Source organism: Haloarcula sp. H-hyl6 (genome assembly GCF_056934455.1).
The window spans coordinates 1,330,229-1,350,559 of record NZ_JBRIIK010000001.1 but is presented as its reverse complement, the minus strand read 5'-3'; the positions used below and the strand labels follow the sequence as shown (position 1 = coordinate 1,350,559).

The window sequence follows — 20,331 nt, the reverse complement described above, 5'->3', positions numbered from 1 at the left end:
CCTAGGCTCGCCCATGGAGACAGAGGGGCAGTTCTCGCCGACGACAGTCGCCGAGGCGCGTGACCGATACGAGGCGTTCGGCCCGACCGCACAGGTCGTGGTCAAGGAAGTCGCGAAGGCGATGGGACTGGACGCTGACGAGTATCGCGAACGCGTCACGAGCGAGGTGGTCGAGACGGCACGTGACGTCCTGTTCGCCGAGTCGCTCGCGGTGACCGTCGGGACGAGCGAGGAGTTCGAGTCGTGGCGGGCCGACGCCGACCACGAGGTCACCGTCGTCGGGTCCGAGAACGTCGACAACGTCGTCTGGCACGCCCCGCCGTTCGCGGACGAGGCGGTGGCGGCGACGTTCCAGTCCGAGCGCCGGGCGGCCGTCGGAACCCTCCGCCGGCAGGCGTTCGGCCGCATCTACGGCGAGGTCGTCTGATGCGGACGGTCACCCGCAACTTCCTCCTCGGCGTGGCCGTCGTCCTCGTCCTCCTGTTGGCGCTGGGGGCGCTCCCGAGTTACCTCAAGAGCGGGGACCCGTACTACCTCACCGCGACACCGGTCGAGGGCGACGAGAGCGTCGCCGCGGCGAACGGGAGCGCCGTGAACGCGAGCAACCTCTCGACCCAACGGTACCCCTACACGACGGCGGCGCTCGAAACCGCGACGGTCAACGGGAGCGACGGCAGCGGCCAGTCAGACCCCTACTGGCGCGGCCCCGTCGGGCTGAAAGGTGCGTTCACTCACTCGCCGTTCGACGAACTCGACGCCCTCCGGCAACGGGTGCCCGAGGCGACCGACGGCGAGACGGTGCTGGTCCGACACGACGGTACGCTTTACCGCCTCGCGGTGACACAGCAACCATGAGCCGAGAGCCGACCCACGACTGGCCCGTCGTCGAGTCCGAGGCAGAGTACGAGACCGGGTGGTACACCGGGGGCTACGACCGCGTGCGTCAACCCGACGGCTCCGAGAAAGACTACTACTGGGCGGAACTCCCCGACGCCGTCGTCGTCGTCGCGCGCACGGGCGACGAACTCGTCATGGTCGACCAGTTCCGGCCGACAATCCGCGAGCAGTGTCTGGAACTCCCCGCCGGCATCGTCGAGGACGGGGAGTCCTACACCACCGCCGGCGCGCGCGAACTCCGCGAAGAGACGGGGTTCGAACCCAGCGGCGTCTCGCTACTGGAGGAGTTCTGGTGTTCCACCGGCGTTCTGCGCCACCGCCGGGGCATCGTCTTCGCCGAGGGACTGGAACCGGTCGAACGCGAGTTAGACGACAACGAGTTCCTCTCCGTGACGACGGTCCCCGTCGAGGACGCTCTCGACGTCGCCCGGCGCGAACCGGCCAACGACGCCACCATCGAGGGCGTCCTGCTCGCGCAGGCCGAGGGCTTGCTGTAGGCGAGATGCGAGCGCCCACCCGCGTCCGGTGAACGTTTAGGCCTCGACCGCTATCGGTAGCACATGGACGGCGAAATCGGGAGCGAGGAACTCCGGTCGCTACTCGACGACGACGACGCCCGCGTCGTGGACATCCGCTCGCCGGCGGCCTTCCAGCGCGGCCACATCCCCGGCAGCGAGAACGTTCCGTTCGCGTCGCTCGTCGACGAAGTGGAACGGTTCGAGGGCACGGACCGCGTCGTGACGGTGTGTCCCCACGGGAAATCGAGCGTGCAGGCCGCCCGACTGCTGGCCTCTTACGAGGGGTTCGACGGGACGGTCGAGAGCTTCGAGCCCGGTCTCGACGGGTGGGACGGACCGCTCGAAGACGCCGCGCCGGCGGAGACGGCCGAGGCGACGGCCGACGAGGGGCCCGACGCCCCGTTCTGAGTCAGGCCGCCTCGACGTCGAAACAGCGCTCGTGACACGCCCGGAGAACGCGGGCGAACCAGACGATTGCGCCCAGCGACCCCACGTCCGGGTAGGTTTCGGGGACGTCGTCGGTCCACTCCTCGTCCTCGACGGTGAGTCCCGGGAGTGCTGGGTCGGTCCGCCGTTCTGCAGGGTCGATGCAAATCTCAGACGAATCCTGCGTCTCTCCGCTCTCGGTCGTTCCGACGGTGTCGTACTCGACGTCGTCGTCACGCACGCGGCGAGGAATCACCCGTAGGCGGGACGTCCGTATCGGTTCCGCGTCGATAGCGTTCCGCCATCTACGCCGGTGTGCGACGAGACCGGAGGTACACGCACGAGTCTTTCGACGATATACGGAGATAGCGTGATAGTTCCATCCATAATGCGTTCTGAAGTGACTATTCAAAATTGTATTTCTCATAAACGGGGACAAATATCTCCGATATGCGTTATTATGGGCAAATAGCGAGATTTCATCGAAGAATAAGGGTTTGAATGCGGCTGAAAACACACTATATGTGCGCCGTAGTGGGAAATCCCCTCTGATTCTGAACTCTTAGTGTACTTTTGTATATAGCACAAATTTGGAGATGTGTGTCCCCGAGATGGTTCTGTCTGTGTGCGGCGGACAGTCCGAAGGTCAGTGACCGAACGTCGCTGCTCCGCACCTCTCACCGCCCGTGTCTCTGTCCGTCGACCGTCGGGGGCCCGGGACGAACTCGACCCGACAGGGAATAACGAATGTACGCCTGTCATAGTTTGGTGCTGGCCCCCGTCGTGTCGACGTCCTCCAGTTGGTCGTTCGATATCGGGATTCTAATACTTCGTCCAGTACATGATTTAATACTGACTGCTTCGACCACTTCATGCCTATCACTTTCATAGGTTATAGTACGAAAGAATATACTGATGGATATCGTATGGTTCTGCCATACCCCCGTCGACGGGCCCGAGGCGGTCGGTTCCACGTTCGGTCGACGGGGTAGCAGGAGACGGATACTCCGAGTCGCGTCACAGACCGCGACGGTCGGTCAGAGCGGCGTGCCGTTTCGTCGGTCACCGACGGTGACGGCCGCCCATCGTGTATCGTACCAGTACTTTTATGAACTATTGTGGTGAGATACCGACTGGAGTACCGTTGCTCCAACTGTGTCCTCTCGCGCTACGCGGGAGTTAGTCGTCAGTCAGAACTGTCACCCCGGCGGTTTCGCACCACCGCCACCACCCAGAGGTGTGGCCGCGTCTCACCCGCGCGGTCGATACCTTTTCGGCACGTCGTCGGCCAGAGCGTGGCGTGTCGACACGCCGGTCGCCGAGTGCTCACGGCACGTACTATATCTATTATGAAGGTTGTCACCACGTGCGTGGTAACAGGTCATATGCCCGCTGTCGCCTACTGCCGTGATGTGATTCGCGCACCTGCGGGTGCGCGAGTGGAGCAGTTACCATGGAACGGAACACAGCGGACGACGACGGACCGAGCGAACGAACCGACGACCGGGTCGCAGAGACAGGACGTGACGGGAGCGACGGCCTCCCGCTGACGCGACGGGGCCTCATGCGCGCGGCGGCGGCCGCGGGCCTCGTGCCGGGGCTGTCGGGCCTCGCCAGCGCACAGGAAGTCGGCGTCGGCAACGGGAGTTACGTCACGACGGTCCCCAGCGGCGAGGGGTCGCCACAGAGCACGCAGTACACCACGTCGAACGTCTCGGCGCCCATCCCGACGAACGACTGGTGGAGTACGTTGGTGTGGTTCCAGTACTCCAAGCCGATGTTCGCGCACCCGGTCGCCGCGGACGCGACCGGCGCGGGCCTGGACGTGAGCAATCCGACGGAGTGGACCTACTCCTCCTCGGGACTGACCGACAACGTCGCCATGATGGACGACTCGACGGACCTCACCATCGGCCACTCGGCCACCTCGTCGTTCGCCGACACGCGGTGTGACGGCTACGGCGACTGGCACACGGTCGCGAAGTGGGGCGACGGGACGTCGACGACGCTGACGACGACCATCTCCCAGGGGTCGCCGTACGTCTTCGCCGAGTACGAGGGTGGGGACGCCGTCGTCTCCTTCCCGACGGCACCGACGGTGTTCGCCGACGACGGGAACGTCCTCGGCGTCGAAATCAACGGCCACGCCTACGGCCTGTACGCGCCCGCCGGCGCGACGTGGTCCGGATAGGGGACGACGGAACTCACGTCCTCGCTGAACGGCGCCGGATACCTCACCGTCGCGGCGCTTCCCGAGGCGACGAGCGCCGCCCTCGCCGAACTGGAGACGTACGCGTACAACTTCGTCCGTGACACGACGGTATCGTGGACCTACGACCAGTCGGCCGGCGAGGTCACCACGACGTTCGACCTGACCACCGAGAACAAGCCCGAGAGCGGGGCCAGCGGCTCGTTCCACGCGCTGTTCCCCCACCAGCACAAGTACGCCTCGGCGTCGTTCACCGCCTACACGTACACGTCCGCGCGAGGCCCCATGAAGACCATCAGCGGCGTCTCGTCGTTCCAGACCACCTACACCTTCCCGGGCGTCCTGCCGTTCATGCCCGACGAGGGGAGTTACGACAAGACGGAACTCGCGAGTTACGTCGACGAGGAGGAGGCCAACTCCACCCTCGTCGAGACGGGGCCGGACAGGCCCGGCGACGGCACCTACTGGACGGGGAAGAACTACGGCCGACTGGCCGAACTCGTCCCCATCGCCGAGCAGGTGGGGGACACCGCCGCGGCCGACTACTTCCTGAACGGCGACACCAACACGCTGGGTCTGCGGACGGACCTCGAAACGTGGCTCGACGCCAGTCAGGAGGGGCCGACCAAGTCCGAGGACGTGTTCTACTACGACCAGAACTGGGGGACGCTCATCGGCTACAACGACTCCTTCGGGTCCGGTGCCAACATCAACGACCACCACTTCCACTACGGCTACTACATCCGTGGGGCCGCCGAAGTCGCGCGTAACGACCCGACGTGGGCACAGGACTCGAACTGGGGTGGGATGGTCGAACTGCTCGTCCGTGACTTCGCCAACTGGGAGCGACCGGACCGCTCGAACACCCAGTCCCCGGCCAGCAACCCGAAAGACTCGTTCCCGTTCCTGCGCCACTACAGTCCCTACGAGGGCCACTCGTGGGCCGACGGGGGCGGCGCGGACTTCGCCGACGGGAACAACCAGGAGTCCTCCTCGGAGGCCATCAACGCCTACGCCTCGATGATTCTGTGGGGCGAGTACACCGGCAACACGGCCATGCGCGACGCCGGGGTGTACCTCTACACTACGGAGATTCACGCCGTGCAGGAGTATTGGTTCGACGTCGACGACACGAACCAGCCGTCGAACTGGCCGTACGACACCGCCGCGATGGTGTGGGGCGACGGCTACAAGTACGACACCTTCTTCACCGACGACGTGGAGGCCATCCACGGCATCAACTTCCTGCCGCTGAACGCCTCCTCGTCGTACCTCGGGTGGGACACGCAGGCCGCGGCCGCCAACTACGACGAACTGGTGGCCAACGACCCCGACGGCGACAGCTTCCAGTACTGGCCCGACATCCTCTGGGAGTACCGCGCGCTCTCGGACGTCACCGACGCCAAGAACCTCTGGACGGCCCGGAAAGACAGCTACTCCGTCGAATTCGGCGAGAGCCGCGCCCACACCTACCACTGGATATACAACACCGACGCCATGGGGACGGCGGTCAAGTCCATCACGGCCGACCACCCGCTCACGACCGTCTACGACGACGGGTCCTCGAAGACCTACGTCGCGTACAACCCGTCGAGCAGTTCGACGACGGTCACCTTCTCCGACGGCACGTCGCTGTCCGTCCCGGCCAACTCGATGGCGACCGCCGGGGATTCGAGTAGTAGCGGGTCGGACCCGACCGTCGACGGCCTCTCGGTCAGCGAGGTGGAGACGAGCACTTCCGACGCGGCCTTCGACGTCTCGTGGAGCGTGAGCGACACCGACGGCGACCTCTCGACGGTCGACCTGACGCTCACCGACGACACCGCCGGTGCGACCGACGACACGGCCAGCATCAGCGTGAGCGGGTCCTCGGCCAGCGGGACCACGCGACTCGTCGCCCCCGGCGACGACGGCACCGGCAACTCCTACACCGTCGAACTCACGGTCACCGACGCGGCCGGCAACACCGCCAGCGCGAGCACGGCCGTCACCGAGAGCGAGTCGACCAGTTCCGGGTCGCCGACGGTCGACAGTCTCTCGATGACCGAGAACGACACCAACAACCCGCACGCCGACTTCTGGGTCGACTACGCGGTCTCCGACGACCAGGGCGACCTCGAGAGCGTCGACCTGACGCTCCGGGATACGACCGCCGGCGTCGTCGAGTCGACCGTCTCCATCGGCGTCAGCGGCGGGTCGGCCTCCGACCGGCAGTCCATGCGGGCCGACAAGGACGAGAACAACGGCCACACCTACGAGGTCGAGTGCGTCGTCACCGACGCGGCGGGCAACACGGACAGCGCGACGGCGACCGAAGTCGAAGACGGGGCCTGACCGGCGTCGTCCCGTCCGCCCCGCGGTCCCGGTGACCCGAGACCGAAACTGCAATACTGTCCTGAACGTTCGTGAGTGATAGACACGCACTATGGACCAGGACGACGCAGTGGCGGAACTCGAGCGAATCGGCTTCACGGCGTACGAGGCGCGGGCGTACGCCTCGCTCGTCGAGTACGACTCGGTCCCGGCGACGGTGCTCGCCTCGGAGTGCTCGGTGCCCCGCTCTCGAATCTACGACGTCCTCTCGAGCCTCGAATCGCAGGGGCACGTCGAGACGTTCTCCCGCGACGGCAAACGCCACGCCAGAGCGAACGACCCGACGGAAATCCTCGAACAACTCCGCCAGACCGGCCAGACGCTCGCGGAGACGGCCGACCACATCGAGGACGAGTGGCGCAGGTCCGACTTCCACGAACACAGCCTCACGCTGCTCGACAGCGGCATCAAGGCCGCGATGGACCAGATACGCACCGACGTCCGGAACGCCGACAACCTCGTCGAAGTCGTCTGTACGGAGGCCGGCTACTTCCGACTCCGGTCGGCGCTCCGCGAGGCCTGTGAGTCCGACGTGGTCGTTCGCGTGACGCTCGAAGGGGCGACCGACATCGGGTCCGCTCGGTCACACCCGGTCTCGGAGCTTCGAACCCATCGGGTTCCGTCGCCGTTTCTCGTCGTCGTCGACAGGACCTCGGTCTGGATGGCGCCACACCGGGACGCGAGCGACGACTACGTGTTGACCCTCGACAGCGAGTCCATCGCCTACATCTTCCACTGGTTCTTTCTGGCCGGCCGGTGGGCCGGGAGCGACCCGCTGTTCGTCGGCGACTACGCCGATTTCACCACCTACGTCGACATCATCGAGTTCATCCGAGCCGTCGCGCCCCTGTCCCGGTCGAACGTTCCGATTCCGGTCGTCGTCCACGGGACCGACACCGAGACCGGGGCGGAGCGACGGGTGGCGGGCACCGTCGCCGAAATCGAGTACCCCGTCGGTCGCTCGCGGCCGACGGCCCGGCCGACCTACACCGACCTCGCGGGGACGAAGACGGTGACCGTCGACGCGGGCGACGAACGGATACGCGTCGGCGGCCGGGGCGCGACCGAAGAGGACGTCGAACTCCGGCGAATCGCCGTCGCCGTCCCGCCGGCCGACCTCCTCGACCTGTTCGCACGGTCCGCCGCGGGTCCGTAGTCTGGGGCGGCCCGCGGGACGCCTTGGTACACCGGTACGTATTTGCCGGTCCCGACGAAAGCAGGCGTGTATGAGCAGTCCGAGCGAAGCACCCCTCGAAGCGGTGGTGCTGACCGACGTGACGCCCGACTCTCTCGACCCGACCGAACTCCGCGCGGCGCTCGAATCGGACCGGCCCGTGGTCCGCCAGCGAGGCGCGCGCGTCTGTGCGACGCTCGCCGCGGACGACGTCGACAGCGTCCGTCCGTTCGTCGACGAACTGGGGCGGGCGTTACGAGACGAGAACCCCGGCGTCGTCCAGACCGCCGCCTCGGCGCTGCACGCGGTCGCCGACTCGGACCCCGACGCGGTCGCGGACGTCCTCGACCACGCGGTGGCCCTCGCCGATTCTGACTTCGCCGGCGTGCAGTTAGCGGGTGCGGAACTGCTGTCCGCCGTGGCGACGCGGCGTCCGGCCCTCTGTGCCACGGTGGTCGGGTCCATCCTCGACAGTCTGGGTCGACCGTCGACCGACGACGGTCGCGAGTCGCTCGCGGCGCGCGTCGAAGACCGGCAAACCCAGCAGACGATTCGACAGCACGAACGGGAGGAGCGGGAACGGGCACGCGTCGCTCGGCAGCGGTTCGCCAACGTCGTCGTCGCGGTCGCAGAGGCGCGACCCGACGCGGTCGCCGACCGCGTCGAGGCGGTCGCCGAACGCGCCGACGACGAGGACGGGGTCGTCCGCGGGGCGGCGCTGGACGCCCTCGGCGCGGTCGCACGGGAGAGACCGACGGCGGTCGCCCCCGTCGCGGACGCCGTCGTCTCGTGTCTGGACGCCGAGGCACCAGTCGTCAGAGCGCGGGCCGTCCGGACGCTGGGGTTCGTCGACGACGAGCGACACGCCGAGGTGCTCAGAGAGGTCGCAGCGACCGACCCGGACGAGGAGGTCGCCGCCTTCGCGGACGAGACGGCGACGTTCGTCGCGGAGTGACGGCGACGTTCGTCGCGGAGTGACGGCGGCGTCAGTCCTCCATCGCCCGTTTCGTGCAGTACCAGTACGTCCCACCGAACGTGACGAGACTGCCGACGACGAGGATAGCGTCGACCAGCGCGATGACGTAGGCCGCGGTTCCGGGTCGGAGGAACAGGAGCGAGAACGCGAGGAGGACTCCCATCACGAGGACGACCGCGAGCAACAGCGGAATCTGGTTTCGCTGGTCACACACGGCCTCGAACAGTGCCTCTCTGAATGCCATACGTTGGTCTCTGTCCGAACGAACATTAACGTCCCGGTCAGGCCGTGTGCCGGCAGGAACCCGACGCACGCCGGCCGTGCCGTCCGGTACTCTTTAGACGCTGGCCGTGGTCGCTCGAACTGCATGAAACGTGGGCTCGTAAGCCTCAGAGAGACGGATGCGCATCGCGAACTACTGGCTGAAGCGGTGGAGTGTGTCGACGGGACGGAGGGGGAACTGGTGTTGCTGTGGCACCTCGACGACGACGAGTACGACGCGGACGTGGAGACGCTCGAAGCCGTCGGACGAATCGAACACGTCGAGTACGACCACTCGACCATCGTCGACGGTGCCGCGGCGGACGCGAGAGCGTTCGCGGAGTCGACGGTCGCGGACGCCGACGTCGAGACCCACGTCGCGGTCGCCGTAGGGTCGGAGACGAGTCGCGCGCGGCAGATTCTCGACACCGCGGCCGAACAGGACTGCGACCACGTCTTCATCGTGGGCGCGTCGCGCTCGCCGGCCGGCAAGGCGGTGTTCGGGGACTTCGCCCAACAGGTCGTCCTCAACTTCGACGGCTACACCACCGTTCTCACCGAGTGACCCGTCAACGGCGTCGCTATCGGCGGTCAGCGACGCCCTCGGCGGCGTGTCCGTGGGTGCTGTCCGAGTCGGGACGCCGCCAGCCGTGCCCAGCCCTGCTCACTGCACCGACGTGGCGAAGACGTCCGTCGCCTCGCGCCACGCCGAGACGACGGCGTCGTACTTGGGGTCGCTGTCCCAGTCTGCGACGGCATCGTCGTCGAGGTGAGCCACCGTGCGCCTGACGCCGTCCGCCCACGAGACGGTCTGTCGGAACCCGAGGTCACGCTCGGCCTTCGTCGTGTCGAACACCGTGGAGAACTGGAAGTGGTCGAGAAGTGGCCCCACTCGGTCGGGGACCGCCCGGCGGAGCGCGTCGGTCGGCACGTGGACGAGGTCCGGGTCCGGCGCGTCCAGTGCGGCCGCCGCCCGGCGGTGGTACTGGTTCCACGTCATCGGTTCGGTGGCCGTCGCGTGATAGGCCTCGCCGACGGCCTCCCGGTTCCCGATTGCGGCGACGAACGCGGCGGCCACGTCGTCTCGGTGACACGGCCCCCACACCGAGGTCCCGTCGCCGTGGACGACGATGGGTTTCCCGCGGCGGAGGCGGTCGAGGTACGCGTCACTCGATAGCGTGTCGACGAGGCCGCCGCCCTCGCCGTAGGTGTGCCACGGGCGGATGACCGTCGCCGGGAACCCCTCGGTTCGGTAGGCCTCGAACAGGCGGTCCTCACAGGCGGCCTTGTCCGCCCCGTACTCGCTGACCGGGGGGTCGCGTGCGGCCCGTTCCCGAATCGGCATCGTCTCGACCGGCCGGTGGTACACGTCGACCGTACTACAGAAGACGTACTGGTCGACGTGGCCCGCGAACACGTCGACGGCCGTCTCCACGTCCGCCGGGTCGAAGCCCACCATGTCGACGACACAGCCCAGTTGTCGGGCGTCGCGGGCCCGTTCCAGCGACTCGCGGTCGGTCCGGTCGCCCCTGATGTGGTCGACGGACCCCGGGAGGTCCGCCTCCGTCTCGCCGCGGGTGAACACGGTCACGTCGTGGCCGGCGGCGACCGCCTGCCGCGTGATGCCCGTGCTGATGAGTCCCGTCCCGCCGATGATGAGTACCTGCATGGTGGACCCAGACGACCGGGGACCGTATAGCTGTGGGGCCGTCGCCGGGCGTAACGACTTTCACGCGGTTCGTCGTGGTTGGAGTCGAGACATGACCTCCTACCAAGTCGTCATCATCGGTGCGGGACCGGACCCGTCGAACCCATCGGTCGACGGGTTCGCGATGGGGTATCGACACGCCGAAGCGTTCGAGAACGACGCCCGCTGTGAGGTGGTCGGCGTCGCGGACGTCGTCCCCGAGAACGGTGCGGCGTTCGCCGACACGTTCGACCTCCCCGAGTCGGCCGTCTACGAGGACTACGAGGCGATGCTCTCCGAACTGGACCCCGACGTCGCCACCGCCGCGGTGCCGCCGGCGGTCCACCACGACGTCGTCGTCGGCTGTGCCCGGAGCGACACCGTCGCGGCGGTCCACTGCGAGAAGCCGATGGCGACGAACTGGCCGGACGCACAGCGGATGGTCCAAGAGTGCTGGCGTCGGGACGTGCAACTGACGTTCAACCGACAGCGCCGCTTCGGCAAGCCGTTCGTCGAGGCGAAGCGCCTGCTCGACGAGGGCGAGATAGGCGACCTGCGGCGGGTCGAAATCACGTGGGGCGACTTCTACGACGTCGGCGCTCACACCGTCGACTTGGCGGGGATGTTCAACGACGAACGCGCGGCCGAGTGGGTGTTGGCCGCGCTGGACTACCGCGAGGAGGACGTGCGGTTCGGAACCCACCAGGAGAACCAGATGTGGGCGCAGTGGCGCTACGACAACGGCGTCTACGGCACGCTCTCTGGCGGCGCGGGGAGCGACTTCGCCGACGCCGCGTTCGTCCTCCGGGGCACGACCGGTGAGATACGAATCGACGTCGACGACGGCCCGATGCTGGAGGTCGCCCACGGCGGCGACCGCGACGCCGTCGACGTCGACGGCGAGACGATGCACGTCACTGGGTCCGAGGACGACCGCTACGGCTCGGCGTTCCAAGACCGGTCGGCAGGCGAGGTCGTCGACGCACTCGAAGAGGACCGCGAGCCGGTCATCAGCGGTCGCCTCGGCCTCAACACTGCCGAGATTCTGTTCGCGGGCTACGAGTCGGTCCGGCGGAACGGTCGGGTCGACCTGCCCGCAGAGATAGCGGGCCATCCGCTAGAGGAGATGGTGGCGTCGGGTCGGCTGATGCCCGAACCCGCCGACGAGTAACCGCGGCGCCGTCTGATAACTCGTCGGGGGCTCCGCCTACTCGTGGCCGATGATGGGTTGGGGTTCGTACGGTTCTTCGAGATACGCCACGTCGGCGTCGGAGAGGTCTAGCTCCACCGCCTCGACGGCCTCCTCGAGATGCTCGACGCTGGTGGTCCCGACGACGGGCGCGGTCACCCGCTCTTTGTGCAGGAGCCACGCCAGCGACAGTTGCGCCATCGAGACGCCGTAGTCCGCGGCGAGTTCTTGGACGCGCTCGTTTATCTCCCGGCCGCCGCCCGCCTCGTAGTCTGGGGTGGGGTTGTGGTGGTTCTCCGGGTCGCCGCGGGTGGTCGCCTCCAACTCCTCGTGTGGCCGGGTGAGGTAGCCCTGTCCAAGCGGTCCCCACGGGATGACGCCGACACCCTCCCTCTCGCAGAGCGGTACCATCTCGCGTTCCTCCTCGCGGTAGGCCAGATGGTAGTGGTTCTGCATCGTGACGAACCGCTCCAGCCCCTGCGCTCTCGCGGCCTCTTGGGCCCTCGCGAACTGCTGGGCCCACATCGACGAGGCCCCCAGATACCGCACGTCGCCGCGGTGGACGGCGTCGTCCAGCGCCCGCATGGTCTCCTCGATTGGCGTGTCGTCGTCCCAGCGGTGTATCTGCAGGAGGTCGACGGCGTCCATCCCGAGACGGTCCAGCGACGCCGACAGTTCCTGCTCGATGGCCTTCCGCGAGAGGCCGCTCCGGTTGGGGCCGTCTCCGTCGACTGGGAAGAAGGTCTTCGTCGCGACGACCTGTTCGGCCCGGTCACGCTCTGCGAGCGCGCGTCCGAGGATGGCCTCGCTCTCGCCGGCCGAGTAGGCGTTGGCCGTGTCGAAGAAGTTCACGCCGAGTTCGACGGCTCGGTCGATGATGTCCCGGGACGCGTCTTCGTCGAGCATCCACGGCTCCTCGCTACCGAAACTCATACAGCCCAGACAGATGCGACTCACCTCGGTGCCGGTCGCTCCTAACGTCGTGTACTCCACGCTCGACGTTCGGATAGCCGACGACAAAAACTTACCGGGCTCAGGGTCGCTCGACGCAGAAACCGGCTCCGTTGGGAGACCGCCCAGTGGCCACGTCCGGGTCCCGCTCAGTCCTCGAGCGGCGCGCTGTCCCAGTACTCGTGGTCGGGTTGGCTACGGAAACACGCAGTGCGGTGTGCGCCCGTCTCGCCCGTGAGGGCCGGACAGGACTCCCGACACGCCTCCCGCGCCTCCGGACAGCGGGTGTGGAACCGACAGCCACTCGGCGGGTTCACCGGGTCCGGGATGTCTATCTTCCGCATCGGCGGTTCGCTCGCACCGTCCGCGTGCAGTGCGAGGTCCGGCGTCGCCCACCGGAGGACGTTCGTGTAGGGGTGGCCCGGGTCCTCGATGAGTTGCTCGGCCGGGCCGACTTCGACGAGTTCGCCGAGGTACATCACGCCGATGCGGCCGTCCCCGTGCTCGGCGAAGTACCGGGCGTTCGAGAGGTCGTGCGAGATGAACACGAACGAGGTGTCGAAGTCGTCCTGCAGGTCGAGCATGAGGTCCATCATCTCCACCCGCAGGGAGACGTCCAGCGCGCTGATGGCCTCGTCCGCGAGGATGAGGTCCGGGTTCATCAGCAGCGCCCGCGACAGCGCGACGCGCTGTTGCTCGCCGCCGCTGAGTTGGTGGGGGTACCGGTCGGCGAAGTCCGCTGCCGGGTTCATGCCGACCCGTTCGAGCAGCGAGTAGATGCGCTCCCGTCGCTCGCTGCGGCCGACGTTCGGGTGGGTCAGTTTGATGGGCTGTGCGAGGATTTCGACGATGCGCTGGTTCGGGTTCAGCGAACTCCCGGGGTCCTGGTGGATTATCTGGAGCGAGGAGCGAATCTCGTCGAACGGGATGTTGACGTCGCCACGGCCGTCCTTGGCCGCCCAGACGTCCTGCCCGCGATAGCGGACCGTCCCGCCGGTAGGTCGCTGAAGACCGATGCTGGTCTTCCCGAGGGTGGACTTCCCGCACCCGCTCTCGCCGACGAGCGCGAGGACGTCGTTCTCCTCGATGTCGAGCGAGATGCCGTCGACGGCTCTGACGACGTCGGGGTCCTCGAAGAAGTCGAGCATCCCTTGGTCCTTCTCGAAGTGGACTTCGACGTCCTCCAGCGAGACGAGCGGGGCGTCCTCCTGCGCGGCGTCGGCGGCGGTGTCGTGGGTCTGGCTCATGCGTCGTCCTCCGTGTCAGCGCCGACAGCCTCGTCGGCTTCGACGGCCTCGAAGTTGAGTTCGATGGTGTCTCGCGCCTCCGCCCAGTGGTGACAGGCCGTGCTGTGGCCGTCCCCCGTCTCGTAGAAGTCGGGGTCGACCTCGCGGCACTCCTCGGTCGCCAGCGGACAGCGCGGCGCGTAGGAACACCCCGAGGGCACGTTGATGGGTGCCGGGCTCTGGCCCTCGATGGCGCGCATCTCTTCGAGCGGCGCGTCGAGGTTCGGCGTCGAGTTGAGCAACGCGCGGGTGTACGGGTGTCCCGAGTCGCCGACGAGTCGGTCCCGCGGTGCGACCTCGATGAGGTCGAAGGCGTACATCACGGCCATCCGGTCGGCCAGCGCGGCCACCAGCGGCAGGTCGTGCGTGATGAACACCATCGTCAGGTCGTACTTCTCCTGTAGCTCCTGAAGCAGCATCAGGATGGACCGCTGCATCAGTAGGTCGAGGGCGGCCGTCGGTTCGTCCATCACGAGGACGTTCGGTTCGAGAACGAGCGAGAGGGCGATGAGCGCGCGCTGTTGCATCCCGCCCGAGAGTTCGTGCGGGTACGAGTCGAGCACCCTGTCGGGGTCGAGATACAGGTCCGACAGCAGCTCGCGTGCGAAGTCCATCCCCTCGGTCACGTCGGCGTCGTGGGCCTTCAGCGTCTCGCGGAAGTGCCCGCCGACCTTCATCGTCGGGTTGAACGAACTCATCGCGCCTTGGAACACCATCGCGATTTCCTCCCACCGGAACTGGCGGAGTTCCTCGTCGCTGAGTTCCAACACGTCGATGGTCGTCCCGTCGGCCTTGTGGTAGAGTATCTCGCCGGAGAGCTGTCCGGGGTCGGGAATCGCGTCGAGCATCGCCGAGGCGAACATCGACTTCCCGCTCCCGCTCTCGCCGACGACGCCGACCACCTCGTTGCGCTCGACGGACATGCTCACGTCGTCCAAGACGAACGTCTCGCCGTCGTCGTACGTGACCTTGGCGTTGCGCATCTCGATGATGGGGTCGGTCGCATCTGTCGGTTCGCCGTGTCGTCGTTGGGTCACAGTGTTCGACGTCATCTAGAGCACCTCCGTGACGCTGTCGTCGTCGTCCGACGCCGTCGACTTGGACTCGCCAGCCATTCGGGTGCGGACGCGCGGGTTGAACACGCGGTCCATCCCCTGACCCAGCAGGATGAGGCCGAGCGAGAGGCCCATGATGGCCACCATCGGCGCGAGCAGCCAGTGGGCCGCGCTCCAAGAGAACAGCGCGCCGCCGTTGTACGCGAAGCTGAGGGTGACCCCCCAGTTCTGCTTCGAATAGGGGAGCACGCCGAGGAAGAACAGTCCGACCGACGCGAACATGACGTAGCGTGCGGCGAACACGAAGTTGACCGTCACGTACGGCATCAGGTTCGGGATGATGTCCTTCCAGATGATACGGGGCGTGCTGACTCCCATCGTTCGCGAGGCCTCGACGTAGTCGTTCTCGCGGATGGTCAACACCTGCGAGCGCAGCGACCGGCCGAGGCCGGCCCAGTAGCTGATGTTGATGATGACGCCCAAGACGATGGGGTTCTCTGGGTTGAGCGTCACCGCGAGGATGATGACCAGCGGCAGGCCCGGAATCGCCATCACGAAGTCCGAGAACGACATCAGCGCCCGGTCGACGCGGCCACCTTTGTAGCCGGCGACGGTGCCGATAACGATGGCCACGACGGTCGCCCAGACCGCACCGGCGGTAATCATGATGAGGATGTCCGGCGTCGAGTAGATGATGAGCGCCGCCAAGTCCACCCCGGACGCGGTGGTCCCGAGCGGATACTGCATGTTCTCGAACAGCGTGAGATAGCGCGGCGCCTGACTCGTCGACGGCGCGCGCCAGAGGCCCAGCACGGCGACGAACGCCATCAGGAAGTACCCGCCGATGATGAGCAGGCCGAAGCGCGTTCGCCAGTCGGCCCACGCGATGAGCGCCGGCGTCCGAATCTGTTCTTCGTACACTTCCCGCAGTCGCTCACCGGTGGTGACGTCCGCCGACGACGAACTCTCGCTGCGCCAGTCGACGCCCGTGTTTTCGGTCTCAGTATGCTTCATCTGATTCACCTGCACTGATTCGCGGGTCTATCTTGCTGTAGGTCAGGTCGGCGACGTAGACGCCCAGCACTAGCGCCACGGTGATGACGAGGAACGTCGCCATCATCAACGGGTAGTCGTTCGCCTGCAGCGCAGAGAACAGATAGTACCCCAGCCCGGTGTAGGAGAATATCTGTTCGAGGATGATGGTCCCGCCGAGACGGAAGCCCAGCAGGAGCAAGAAGCCGGTGTACATCGGCAGGATGGCGTTCCGGGCGACGTATCGCGTGGCGATACGGCGGTCCGAGAGGCCGCGTAGCCGGGCCACCTGTACGTAGTCGTTGCCCAGCACCTGAATGCTGTTGCCACGCATCGCCAGTGCCTGTCCGCCGATAGCGCCCAGCGTGTAGGAGACGATGGGCAACACGCTGTGTTCCAACGCGCTGAGGACGAACGGGACGCTCAACTCGCGTTCGACGCCGGTACCGACGGTGCCGGCCGTCGGCAGCCAGTTGAACTGGTAGGCGAAGACGTACAGCAGGACGACGGCGACGATGTAGAACGGCACCGACATCAGGGAGATAGAGACGCCCGAGAGTATCTGGTCGAAGCGAGACCCCTCCCAGTAGGCCTGCAACGACCCGAGGAAGATGCCGACGACGAAGACGAGAATCGTCGAGACGAGGACGACGAACACCGTCCACGGCACCGCCTGTGCGATTATCGACGCCACCGGCTCGTTGAGGGAGATGGACTGCCCGAGGTCCCCCTGTGCGAGCGCCAGCATGTAGTCTATGTACTGCTCCCAGAGGGGCGCGTCCGGGCGGATGTTCTGGAGATTGGCGATTCTGGCGTCGACCTCGTCGGCCGGCACGCCCGACCTGAGCAGTTGCGCGCGCAACAGGGTGAACGGACCGCCCGGGAGTAACCGAACGAGACCGAACGTCAGCGTCGCCACGAGGTAGATGGTGACGAACACCCTCGCCGTCCGGCGAACGTAGTAGTTGACCATTGTGTGCGTTGTCGGATGGGGTTACTGCTGGGTCGCGCTGAGTTTGCCCTGCTTTGGCAGCCAGTGAGTCGGCCACTTCACGCCGCGTGCGCTGTCGTCCTCGCCGGCGATGTCCCACTCCGCGTCCGTGAGCCAGGACTGGTCGAACTTACCGACCAGGCCCAGCAGTGGGAGGTTCTGATTGTGGTGCCACGCGACGCGCTTGACCGTCTCGGCCACCTGCGCCTCGTCCTGCATCGTCGCGACGCCGCGAATCTCCTCGAGGGGGTTCAGCGTCATCTCGTCGGAGCCGTCCATGGCCGGGACGGTGTGTTCGCCCTCGGGGAAGCCGTGCCCACCGTCGATGTCGGGCATCGTCATCTGCCAGCGCAGCGGGAAGTACGGGAAGGAACTCCGCGCGCCGCCGGGCAGCCAGTAGAACGCGCCCATCTTGAAGTCGGAGTTGATGTAGCGGCCGAAGTAGTCGCCCGCGGGCAGCGAGTTGATCTCGAAGTCGAAGCCAAAGCGGTTCAACTGGTCGACGACGGTGTTCGTCGCCGTCGTCCAGTCGGTCCACCCGGCGGGGGTGAGGTAGCTCCCGCCGAGGGTGTTGCCGTCGCCGTCCTGCCAGGTGCCGCCGGACTTCGAGTAGCCGGCCTCCCGCAGCAGCGAGGCGGCCTTCTCGGTCTGTGAGGCCGCCGGGCCGTAGCCCTCGAAGTTCTCGAAGGCGTCACCGAGCCACGACTCCTGGTCGCCCGGTGCGATACCGGTGACCTTCGGTGCCGGGTCCTTCGTGCGCGGGCCGGCGTTGTCGGCGACCTGCTGGCGATTGATGACGTGTGCGACCGCCTGTCGGACCTTGCGGTTGCCGAAGTCGGGGTCGTCGTGGTTGAAGGTGATACCGTAGCCCCACTTCGCGGGGACGGTGATCTCCTCGACGCGGTCCGGGAAGTTCGCGACTATCTCCGGCGGGGCGAAGAGGCTCGTCACGGCGTCCAGTTCGCCGCCCATCAGGCCCTGCTGGAGGGCGGTGTTGTCCTGCCGGTTCAGGAGGTCGATGGTACTGAAGTTGATGTTGTCCGCGCCGTAGAACTCTTCGTTGCGGGTGAGCGTCCAGGCCTGGTCGCTGCGGGAGTCGAAGGTAAAGGGCCCGTTGCCGTGGATGTCCTCCTCCCACGCGAACTGCTGAACCGCCGCGGCGTCTTTGTCGAGGAACTTCTCGTAGACGGGTTGGTACCCGTGGATACGGAGGTCCCCGTTCGCCAGCGTGTGCTTGATTATCTCGGGGTTCGACGGCCGCTTGAGCGTGATGACGACCGTCTTGTCGTCCTCGCCCTGTTCGACGCTGTCGGCGAAGTCCCACAGCGTCGCGCCTGTCTTCTTCATCAGGCGGAACTGCGTGATGACGTCGCCCGCGGTGACGTCGTCGCCGGTGTCCCACTTGAGGTCGTCGCGCAGTGTGAGCGTGACCGTCTTGCCCTCGAAGGACCAGTCCGAGAGACCGGCCAGTTCGAACTCGCTGGTCGCGAAGTTGTACGCGGCAAACCGCTCGAAGATGTAGTTCCCGGCGATCCAATCGTAGTTCTGGGTCGCCATCGGGTTCACGTGCATGTTCGTCGGCACGCCGTTGTTCGTCGCGCCCGTGAGGGTCGCGTCGAGAACCTGTGACCCGCCCCCACCGTCCCCGCCGTCCGTGGACGTTCCGCTCCCGCCGTCGCCCGAGGAACCGTCTCCCCCACAGCCCGCGAGGGCTGCAGCACCGGAGACGCCGGTCAGTTTGACGAAGTGCCGTCGGCTAATCAGGTCGCTATAGTCATCCGTAGCTCGTGACATTGCGAACAGTCAGAAGAGTCCGCTACCCACTATTAAATATTTTGGTCAATCATCCACATTGTGGCGGGTCGCGACCGGAAAACGACGGCTATCGGCGCGTGAGCCGTGACCGTCGAGGCGGTCGCTCGTGGGTGGCGCGCGCTCGGACCAGCGAAAGAGTTAATCCTCGCTATTCGTTATCACGGGCAATGCGACCAGACGATTCGCAGGGCCTCTCACGCCGAAGCTTCGTCCGTGCGGCGGTGGCTATCGGCGGGACCAGCGCCCTCTCAGCGTGCCTCGAACAGGAACGGGACCAACTCGACGGCGAGGCCGGCCCGACACAGACCGAGACGGCCGACGCCGCGCCGGAGTTCCCCCGTGGGGACCTCGACACCGTTCCGGCGGGCCAACACCGCTGGGGCGAGTTCCTCGTCCGGGACGCCCACGGGAACACGGTGCCGCCACAGCAACTCGTGGTCCTCGGTCTCTCGTACGACGGGTCGGTGCCGCCCACGGCCGAGGAGCGCACGCAGGTCGAAGACGCGCTGCGCGGACTGGAGCGAGCGTTCCAGTGGGGAACCGGAGGGAACGCCGGCGCCGCCTTCAACCGCGGCCTCCTGTTCATGCTCGGGTACGCGCCGAACTACTTCGAACGGGTCGGGGCCGTCCCCGACGGGTTGCAGACGCCCGAAGCGGTCCTCGACGCCGTGGGCGAGGACCCGGCGAACGCCGACGCCCACGACGCGATACTGATTCTGACGAGCGACCTCGGGTCGGTCCTGCTCGCGGCCGAGGCGGCGCTGTTCGGCGAACTCGACGAGGTGAACGGCCTCCCCGTCGAGTCGACGCTCGACGGGGTCTTCTCGAAGACGGAACGCCACACCGGGTACGTCGGGAAGGGGCTGCCGGCCGACAAACTCGACAACGACGACATCCCGGATGACGCGCCGCTGTCGATGGGGTTCAAGTCGGGGTACCGGGACAACCTCCCCAGCGAGGACCGCGTCACCATCGGGGCCGGCCCGATGGCCGGCGGGACGACCGTCGCCTCCTCGACGCTCCGCATCGACCTCGGCCGCTGGTACGACCAGACTCGCGAGGAACGGACCGCCGAGATGTTCTGTCCGGCCCACGACCCCGACGACGTCGGCCCCACGGGCGAGAAACTCGGTAGCGACAGCGGCATCACGGAGACGGACGCCGAGAGCGTCGGCGCCCACGCCAGCGAGTACGGCCGCGTCGGGCACACCCAGAAGGTGGCCCGCGCCCGCGACGAGGACTTCGAGGCCCGCATCCTCCGCCGGACCGAGGGCGTCGCCGATACGGTGCCCGACGGTGCCGGGTTCCAGTTCAACTCGGTGCAGGAGACGATGGCGGACTTCGTCGAGACCCGCAAGGCGATGAACCCGGACGAGTACGACGACGACGTGCCCGCCGAGAACCACGGCATCGCCGACTATCTGGAGACGCTCCGCCGCGGGAGCTATCTCGCCCCACCGCGCTCGGACCGGGCGCTCCCGGTGGTCTGAC

21 protein-coding genes are annotated in these 20,331 nt (G+C 66.8%); 11 read left to right on the top strand and 10 right to left on the bottom strand.

The features are described from left to right. Positions 1-13 precede the first annotated feature (13 nt). The 4 genes from Hhyl6_RS07075 to Hhyl6_RS07060 all read left to right on the top strand — a co-directional run bounded on the left by Hhyl6_RS07075 (position 14) and on the right by Hhyl6_RS07060 (position 1,823). Positions 14-427 carry a DUF5809 family protein gene (locus tag Hhyl6_RS07075; RefSeq protein ID WP_483738509.1) on the top strand — a complete coding sequence of 138 codons (414 nt, stop codon included), beginning with the start codon at positions 14-16 and terminating at the stop codon, positions 425-427. Beyond that, positions 427-855 (top strand): hypothetical protein, encoded by a 429-nt coding sequence (locus Hhyl6_RS07070; RefSeq protein WP_483738508.1) that lies wholly within the window; start codon positions 427-429, stop codon positions 853-855. Before Hhyl6_RS07075 ends, Hhyl6_RS07070 begins: the two co-directional genes overlap by 1 nt. Next, positions 852-1,394 (top strand): NUDIX hydrolase, encoded by a 543-nt coding sequence (locus Hhyl6_RS07065; RefSeq protein ID WP_483738507.1) that lies wholly within the window; start codon positions 852-854, stop codon positions 1,392-1,394. The genes Hhyl6_RS07070 and Hhyl6_RS07065 overlap by 4 nt, the downstream gene beginning before the upstream one ends. Positions 1,395-1,457: 63 nt before the next feature. Further along, complete coding sequence (locus Hhyl6_RS07060; protein ID WP_483738506.1) at positions 1,458-1,823, top strand: rhodanese-like domain-containing protein; 366 nt, start codon at positions 1,458-1,460, stop codon at positions 1,821-1,823. Position 1,824: 1 nt separating this feature from the next. On the opposite strand, the gene Hhyl6_RS07055 is transcribed toward Hhyl6_RS07060, so the two are convergent. Continuing rightward, the gene (locus Hhyl6_RS07055; protein ID WP_483738505.1) at positions 1,825-2,082 is read right to left on the bottom strand and encodes a hypothetical protein; all 258 of its coding nucleotides are present in this window, start codon (positions 2,080-2,082) and stop codon (positions 1,825-1,827) included. A 1,212-nt stretch (positions 2,083-3,294) separates the two neighbouring features. Between Hhyl6_RS07055 and Hhyl6_RS07050 the strand changes: the two genes are divergently transcribed. Beyond that, entirely contained in the window at positions 3,295-4,032 is a 738-nt protein-coding gene (locus Hhyl6_RS07050; RefSeq protein ID WP_483738504.1) for a hypothetical protein, read from the top strand. Here Hhyl6_RS07050 and Hhyl6_RS07045 read toward each other — a convergent pair. Beyond that, complete coding sequence (locus tag Hhyl6_RS07045; protein WP_483738503.1) at positions 3,990-4,157, bottom strand: hypothetical protein; 168 nt, start codon at positions 4,155-4,157, stop codon at positions 3,990-3,992. The two genes, Hhyl6_RS07050 and Hhyl6_RS07045, sit on opposite strands and share 43 nt — an antisense overlap. Before the next feature lie 178 nt (positions 4,158-4,335). Here Hhyl6_RS07045 and Hhyl6_RS07040 point away from each other — a divergent pair, with 178 nt between their 5' ends. The 3 genes from Hhyl6_RS07040 (at position 4,336) to Hhyl6_RS07030 (ending at position 8,552) form a co-directional block, all read left to right on the top strand. After that, positions 4,336-6,384 (top strand): glycosyl hydrolase, encoded by a 2,049-nt coding sequence (locus Hhyl6_RS07040; RefSeq protein WP_483738502.1) that lies wholly within the window; start codon positions 4,336-4,338, stop codon positions 6,382-6,384. A 91-nt stretch (positions 6,385-6,475) separates the two neighbouring features. Beyond that, on the top strand, positions 6,476-7,579 hold the full coding sequence (locus Hhyl6_RS07035; protein WP_483738501.1) for a TrmB family transcriptional regulator sugar-binding domain-containing protein: 1,104 nt from the start codon (positions 6,476-6,478) through the stop codon (positions 7,577-7,579). Positions 7,580-7,649: 70 nt separating this feature from the next. Next, a complete protein-coding gene (locus tag Hhyl6_RS07030; RefSeq protein WP_483738500.1) occupies positions 7,650-8,552 on the top strand; it encodes a HEAT repeat domain-containing protein in 903 nt (300 codons plus the stop codon). A gap of 31 nt (positions 8,553-8,583) precedes the next feature. On the opposite strand, the gene Hhyl6_RS07025 is transcribed toward Hhyl6_RS07030, so the two are convergent. Continuing rightward, entirely contained in the window at positions 8,584-8,817 is a 234-nt protein-coding gene (locus Hhyl6_RS07025; protein WP_483738499.1) for a hypothetical protein, read from the bottom strand. Positions 8,818-8,940: 123 nt separating this feature from the next. Between Hhyl6_RS07025 and Hhyl6_RS07020 the strand changes: the two genes are divergently transcribed. Beyond that, positions 8,941-9,399, top strand: a complete 459-nt coding sequence (locus Hhyl6_RS07020) for a universal stress protein (protein WP_483738498.1) — start codon at positions 8,941-8,943, stop codon at positions 9,397-9,399. A 99-nt stretch (positions 9,400-9,498) separates the two neighbouring features. On the opposite strand, the gene Hhyl6_RS07015 is transcribed toward Hhyl6_RS07020, so the two are convergent. After that, a complete protein-coding gene (locus Hhyl6_RS07015) occupies positions 9,499-10,503 on the bottom strand; it encodes an NAD-dependent epimerase/dehydratase family protein (protein WP_483738497.1) in 1,005 nt (334 codons plus the stop codon). 91 nt (positions 10,504-10,594) lie between these two features. On the opposite strand from Hhyl6_RS07015, the gene Hhyl6_RS07010 reads away from it, so the two are divergent. After that, positions 10,595-11,692 carry a Gfo/Idh/MocA family protein gene (locus Hhyl6_RS07010; RefSeq protein WP_483738496.1) on the top strand — a complete coding sequence of 366 codons (1,098 nt, stop codon included), beginning with the start codon at positions 10,595-10,597 and terminating at the stop codon, positions 11,690-11,692. Between the two features lie 36 nt (positions 11,693-11,728). Here the strand turns inward: Hhyl6_RS07010 and Hhyl6_RS07005 are convergent, their stop codons facing one another. The 6 genes from Hhyl6_RS07005 to Hhyl6_RS06980 form a co-directional block, all read right to left on the bottom strand. Then, positions 11,729-12,703 (bottom strand): aldo/keto reductase, encoded by a 975-nt coding sequence (locus Hhyl6_RS07005; protein WP_483738495.1) that lies wholly within the window; start codon positions 12,701-12,703, stop codon positions 11,729-11,731. A 107-nt stretch (positions 12,704-12,810) separates the two neighbouring features. Further along, positions 12,811-13,908 carry an oligopeptide/dipeptide ABC transporter ATP-binding protein gene (locus tag Hhyl6_RS07000; RefSeq protein WP_483738494.1) on the bottom strand — a complete coding sequence of 366 codons (1,098 nt, stop codon included), beginning with the start codon at positions 13,906-13,908 and terminating at the stop codon, positions 12,811-12,813. Continuing rightward, complete coding sequence (locus tag Hhyl6_RS06995; protein ID WP_483738493.1) at positions 13,905-14,999, bottom strand: ABC transporter ATP-binding protein; 1,095 nt, start codon at positions 14,997-14,999, stop codon at positions 13,905-13,907. The genes Hhyl6_RS07000 and Hhyl6_RS06995 overlap by 4 nt, the downstream gene beginning before the upstream one ends. Next, the gene (locus Hhyl6_RS06990; protein WP_483738492.1) at positions 15,000-16,016 is read right to left on the bottom strand and encodes an ABC transporter permease; all 1,017 of its coding nucleotides are present in this window, start codon (positions 16,014-16,016) and stop codon (positions 15,000-15,002) included. It lies immediately after the preceding gene. Beyond that, positions 16,003-17,007: an ABC transporter permease gene (locus tag Hhyl6_RS06985; RefSeq protein WP_483738491.1), complete on the bottom strand. Its 1,005-nt coding sequence runs from the start codon at positions 17,005-17,007 to the stop codon at positions 16,003-16,005. The genes Hhyl6_RS06990 and Hhyl6_RS06985 overlap by 14 nt, the downstream gene beginning before the upstream one ends. 21 nt (positions 17,008-17,028) lie before the next feature. Continuing rightward, a complete protein-coding gene (locus tag Hhyl6_RS06980) occupies positions 17,029-18,819 on the bottom strand; it encodes an ABC transporter substrate-binding protein (RefSeq protein WP_483738490.1) in 1,791 nt (596 codons plus the stop codon). Positions 18,820-19,007: 188 nt separating this feature from the next. Here Hhyl6_RS06980 and Hhyl6_RS06975 point away from each other — a divergent pair, with 188 nt between their 5' ends. Further along, entirely contained in the window at positions 19,008-20,330 is a 1,323-nt protein-coding gene (locus Hhyl6_RS06975; RefSeq protein WP_483738489.1) for a DUF7405 family protein, read from the top strand. Position 20,331: the final 1 nt, after the last annotated feature.

Bases quoted from the DNA above. Each gene is read 5' to 3' on its own strand.
- Hhyl6_RS06995 (WP_483738493.1), bottom strand. From the start codon at position 14,999: ATGACGTCGAACACTGTGACCCAACGACGACACGGCGAACCGACAGAT.
- Hhyl6_RS07000 (WP_483738494.1), bottom strand. From the start codon at position 13,908: ATGAGCCAGACCCACGACACCGCCGCCGACGCCGCGCAGGAGGACGCC.
- Hhyl6_RS07075 (WP_483738509.1), top strand. From the start codon at position 14: ATGGAGACAGAGGGGCAGTTCTCGCCGACGACAGTCGCCGAGGCGCGT.
- Hhyl6_RS07065 (WP_483738507.1), top strand. From the start codon at position 852: ATGAGCCGAGAGCCGACCCACGACTGGCCCGTCGTCGAGTCCGAGGCA.
- Hhyl6_RS07060 (WP_483738506.1), top strand. From the start codon at position 1,458: ATGGACGGCGAAATCGGGAGCGAGGAACTCCGGTCGCTACTCGACGAC.
- Hhyl6_RS06980 (WP_483738490.1), bottom strand. From the start codon at position 18,819: ATGTCACGAGCTACGGATGACTATAGCGACCTGATTAGCCGACGGCAC.
- Hhyl6_RS07035 (WP_483738501.1), top strand. From the start codon at position 6,476: ATGGACCAGGACGACGCAGTGGCGGAACTCGAGCGAATCGGCTTCACG.
- Hhyl6_RS07030 (WP_483738500.1), top strand. From the start codon at position 7,650: ATGAGCAGTCCGAGCGAAGCACCCCTCGAAGCGGTGGTGCTGACCGAC.
- Hhyl6_RS07040 (WP_483738502.1), top strand. From the start codon at position 4,336: ATGAAGACCATCAGCGGCGTCTCGTCGTTCCAGACCACCTACACCTTC.
- Hhyl6_RS07015 (WP_483738497.1), bottom strand. From the start codon at position 10,503: ATGCAGGTACTCATCATCGGCGGGACGGGACTCATCAGCACGGGCATC.
- Hhyl6_RS07025 (WP_483738499.1), bottom strand. From the start codon at position 8,817: ATGGCATTCAGAGAGGCACTGTTCGAGGCCGTGTGTGACCAGCGAAAC.
- Hhyl6_RS06985 (WP_483738491.1), bottom strand. From the start codon at position 17,007: ATGGTCAACTACTACGTTCGCCGGACGGCGAGGGTGTTCGTCACCATC.
- Hhyl6_RS07050 (WP_483738504.1), top strand. From the start codon at position 3,295: ATGGAACGGAACACAGCGGACGACGACGGACCGAGCGAACGAACCGAC.
- Hhyl6_RS07020 (WP_483738498.1), top strand. From the start codon at position 8,941: ATGAAACGTGGGCTCGTAAGCCTCAGAGAGACGGATGCGCATCGCGAA.
- Hhyl6_RS06990 (WP_483738492.1), bottom strand. From the start codon at position 16,016: ATGAAGCATACTGAGACCGAAAACACGGGCGTCGACTGGCGCAGCGAG.
- Hhyl6_RS07070 (WP_483738508.1), top strand. From the start codon at position 427: ATGCGGACGGTCACCCGCAACTTCCTCCTCGGCGTGGCCGTCGTCCTC.
- Hhyl6_RS07010 (WP_483738496.1), top strand. From the start codon at position 10,595: ATGACCTCCTACCAAGTCGTCATCATCGGTGCGGGACCGGACCCGTCG.
- Hhyl6_RS06975 (WP_483738489.1), top strand. From the start codon at position 19,008: ATGCGACCAGACGATTCGCAGGGCCTCTCACGCCGAAGCTTCGTCCGT.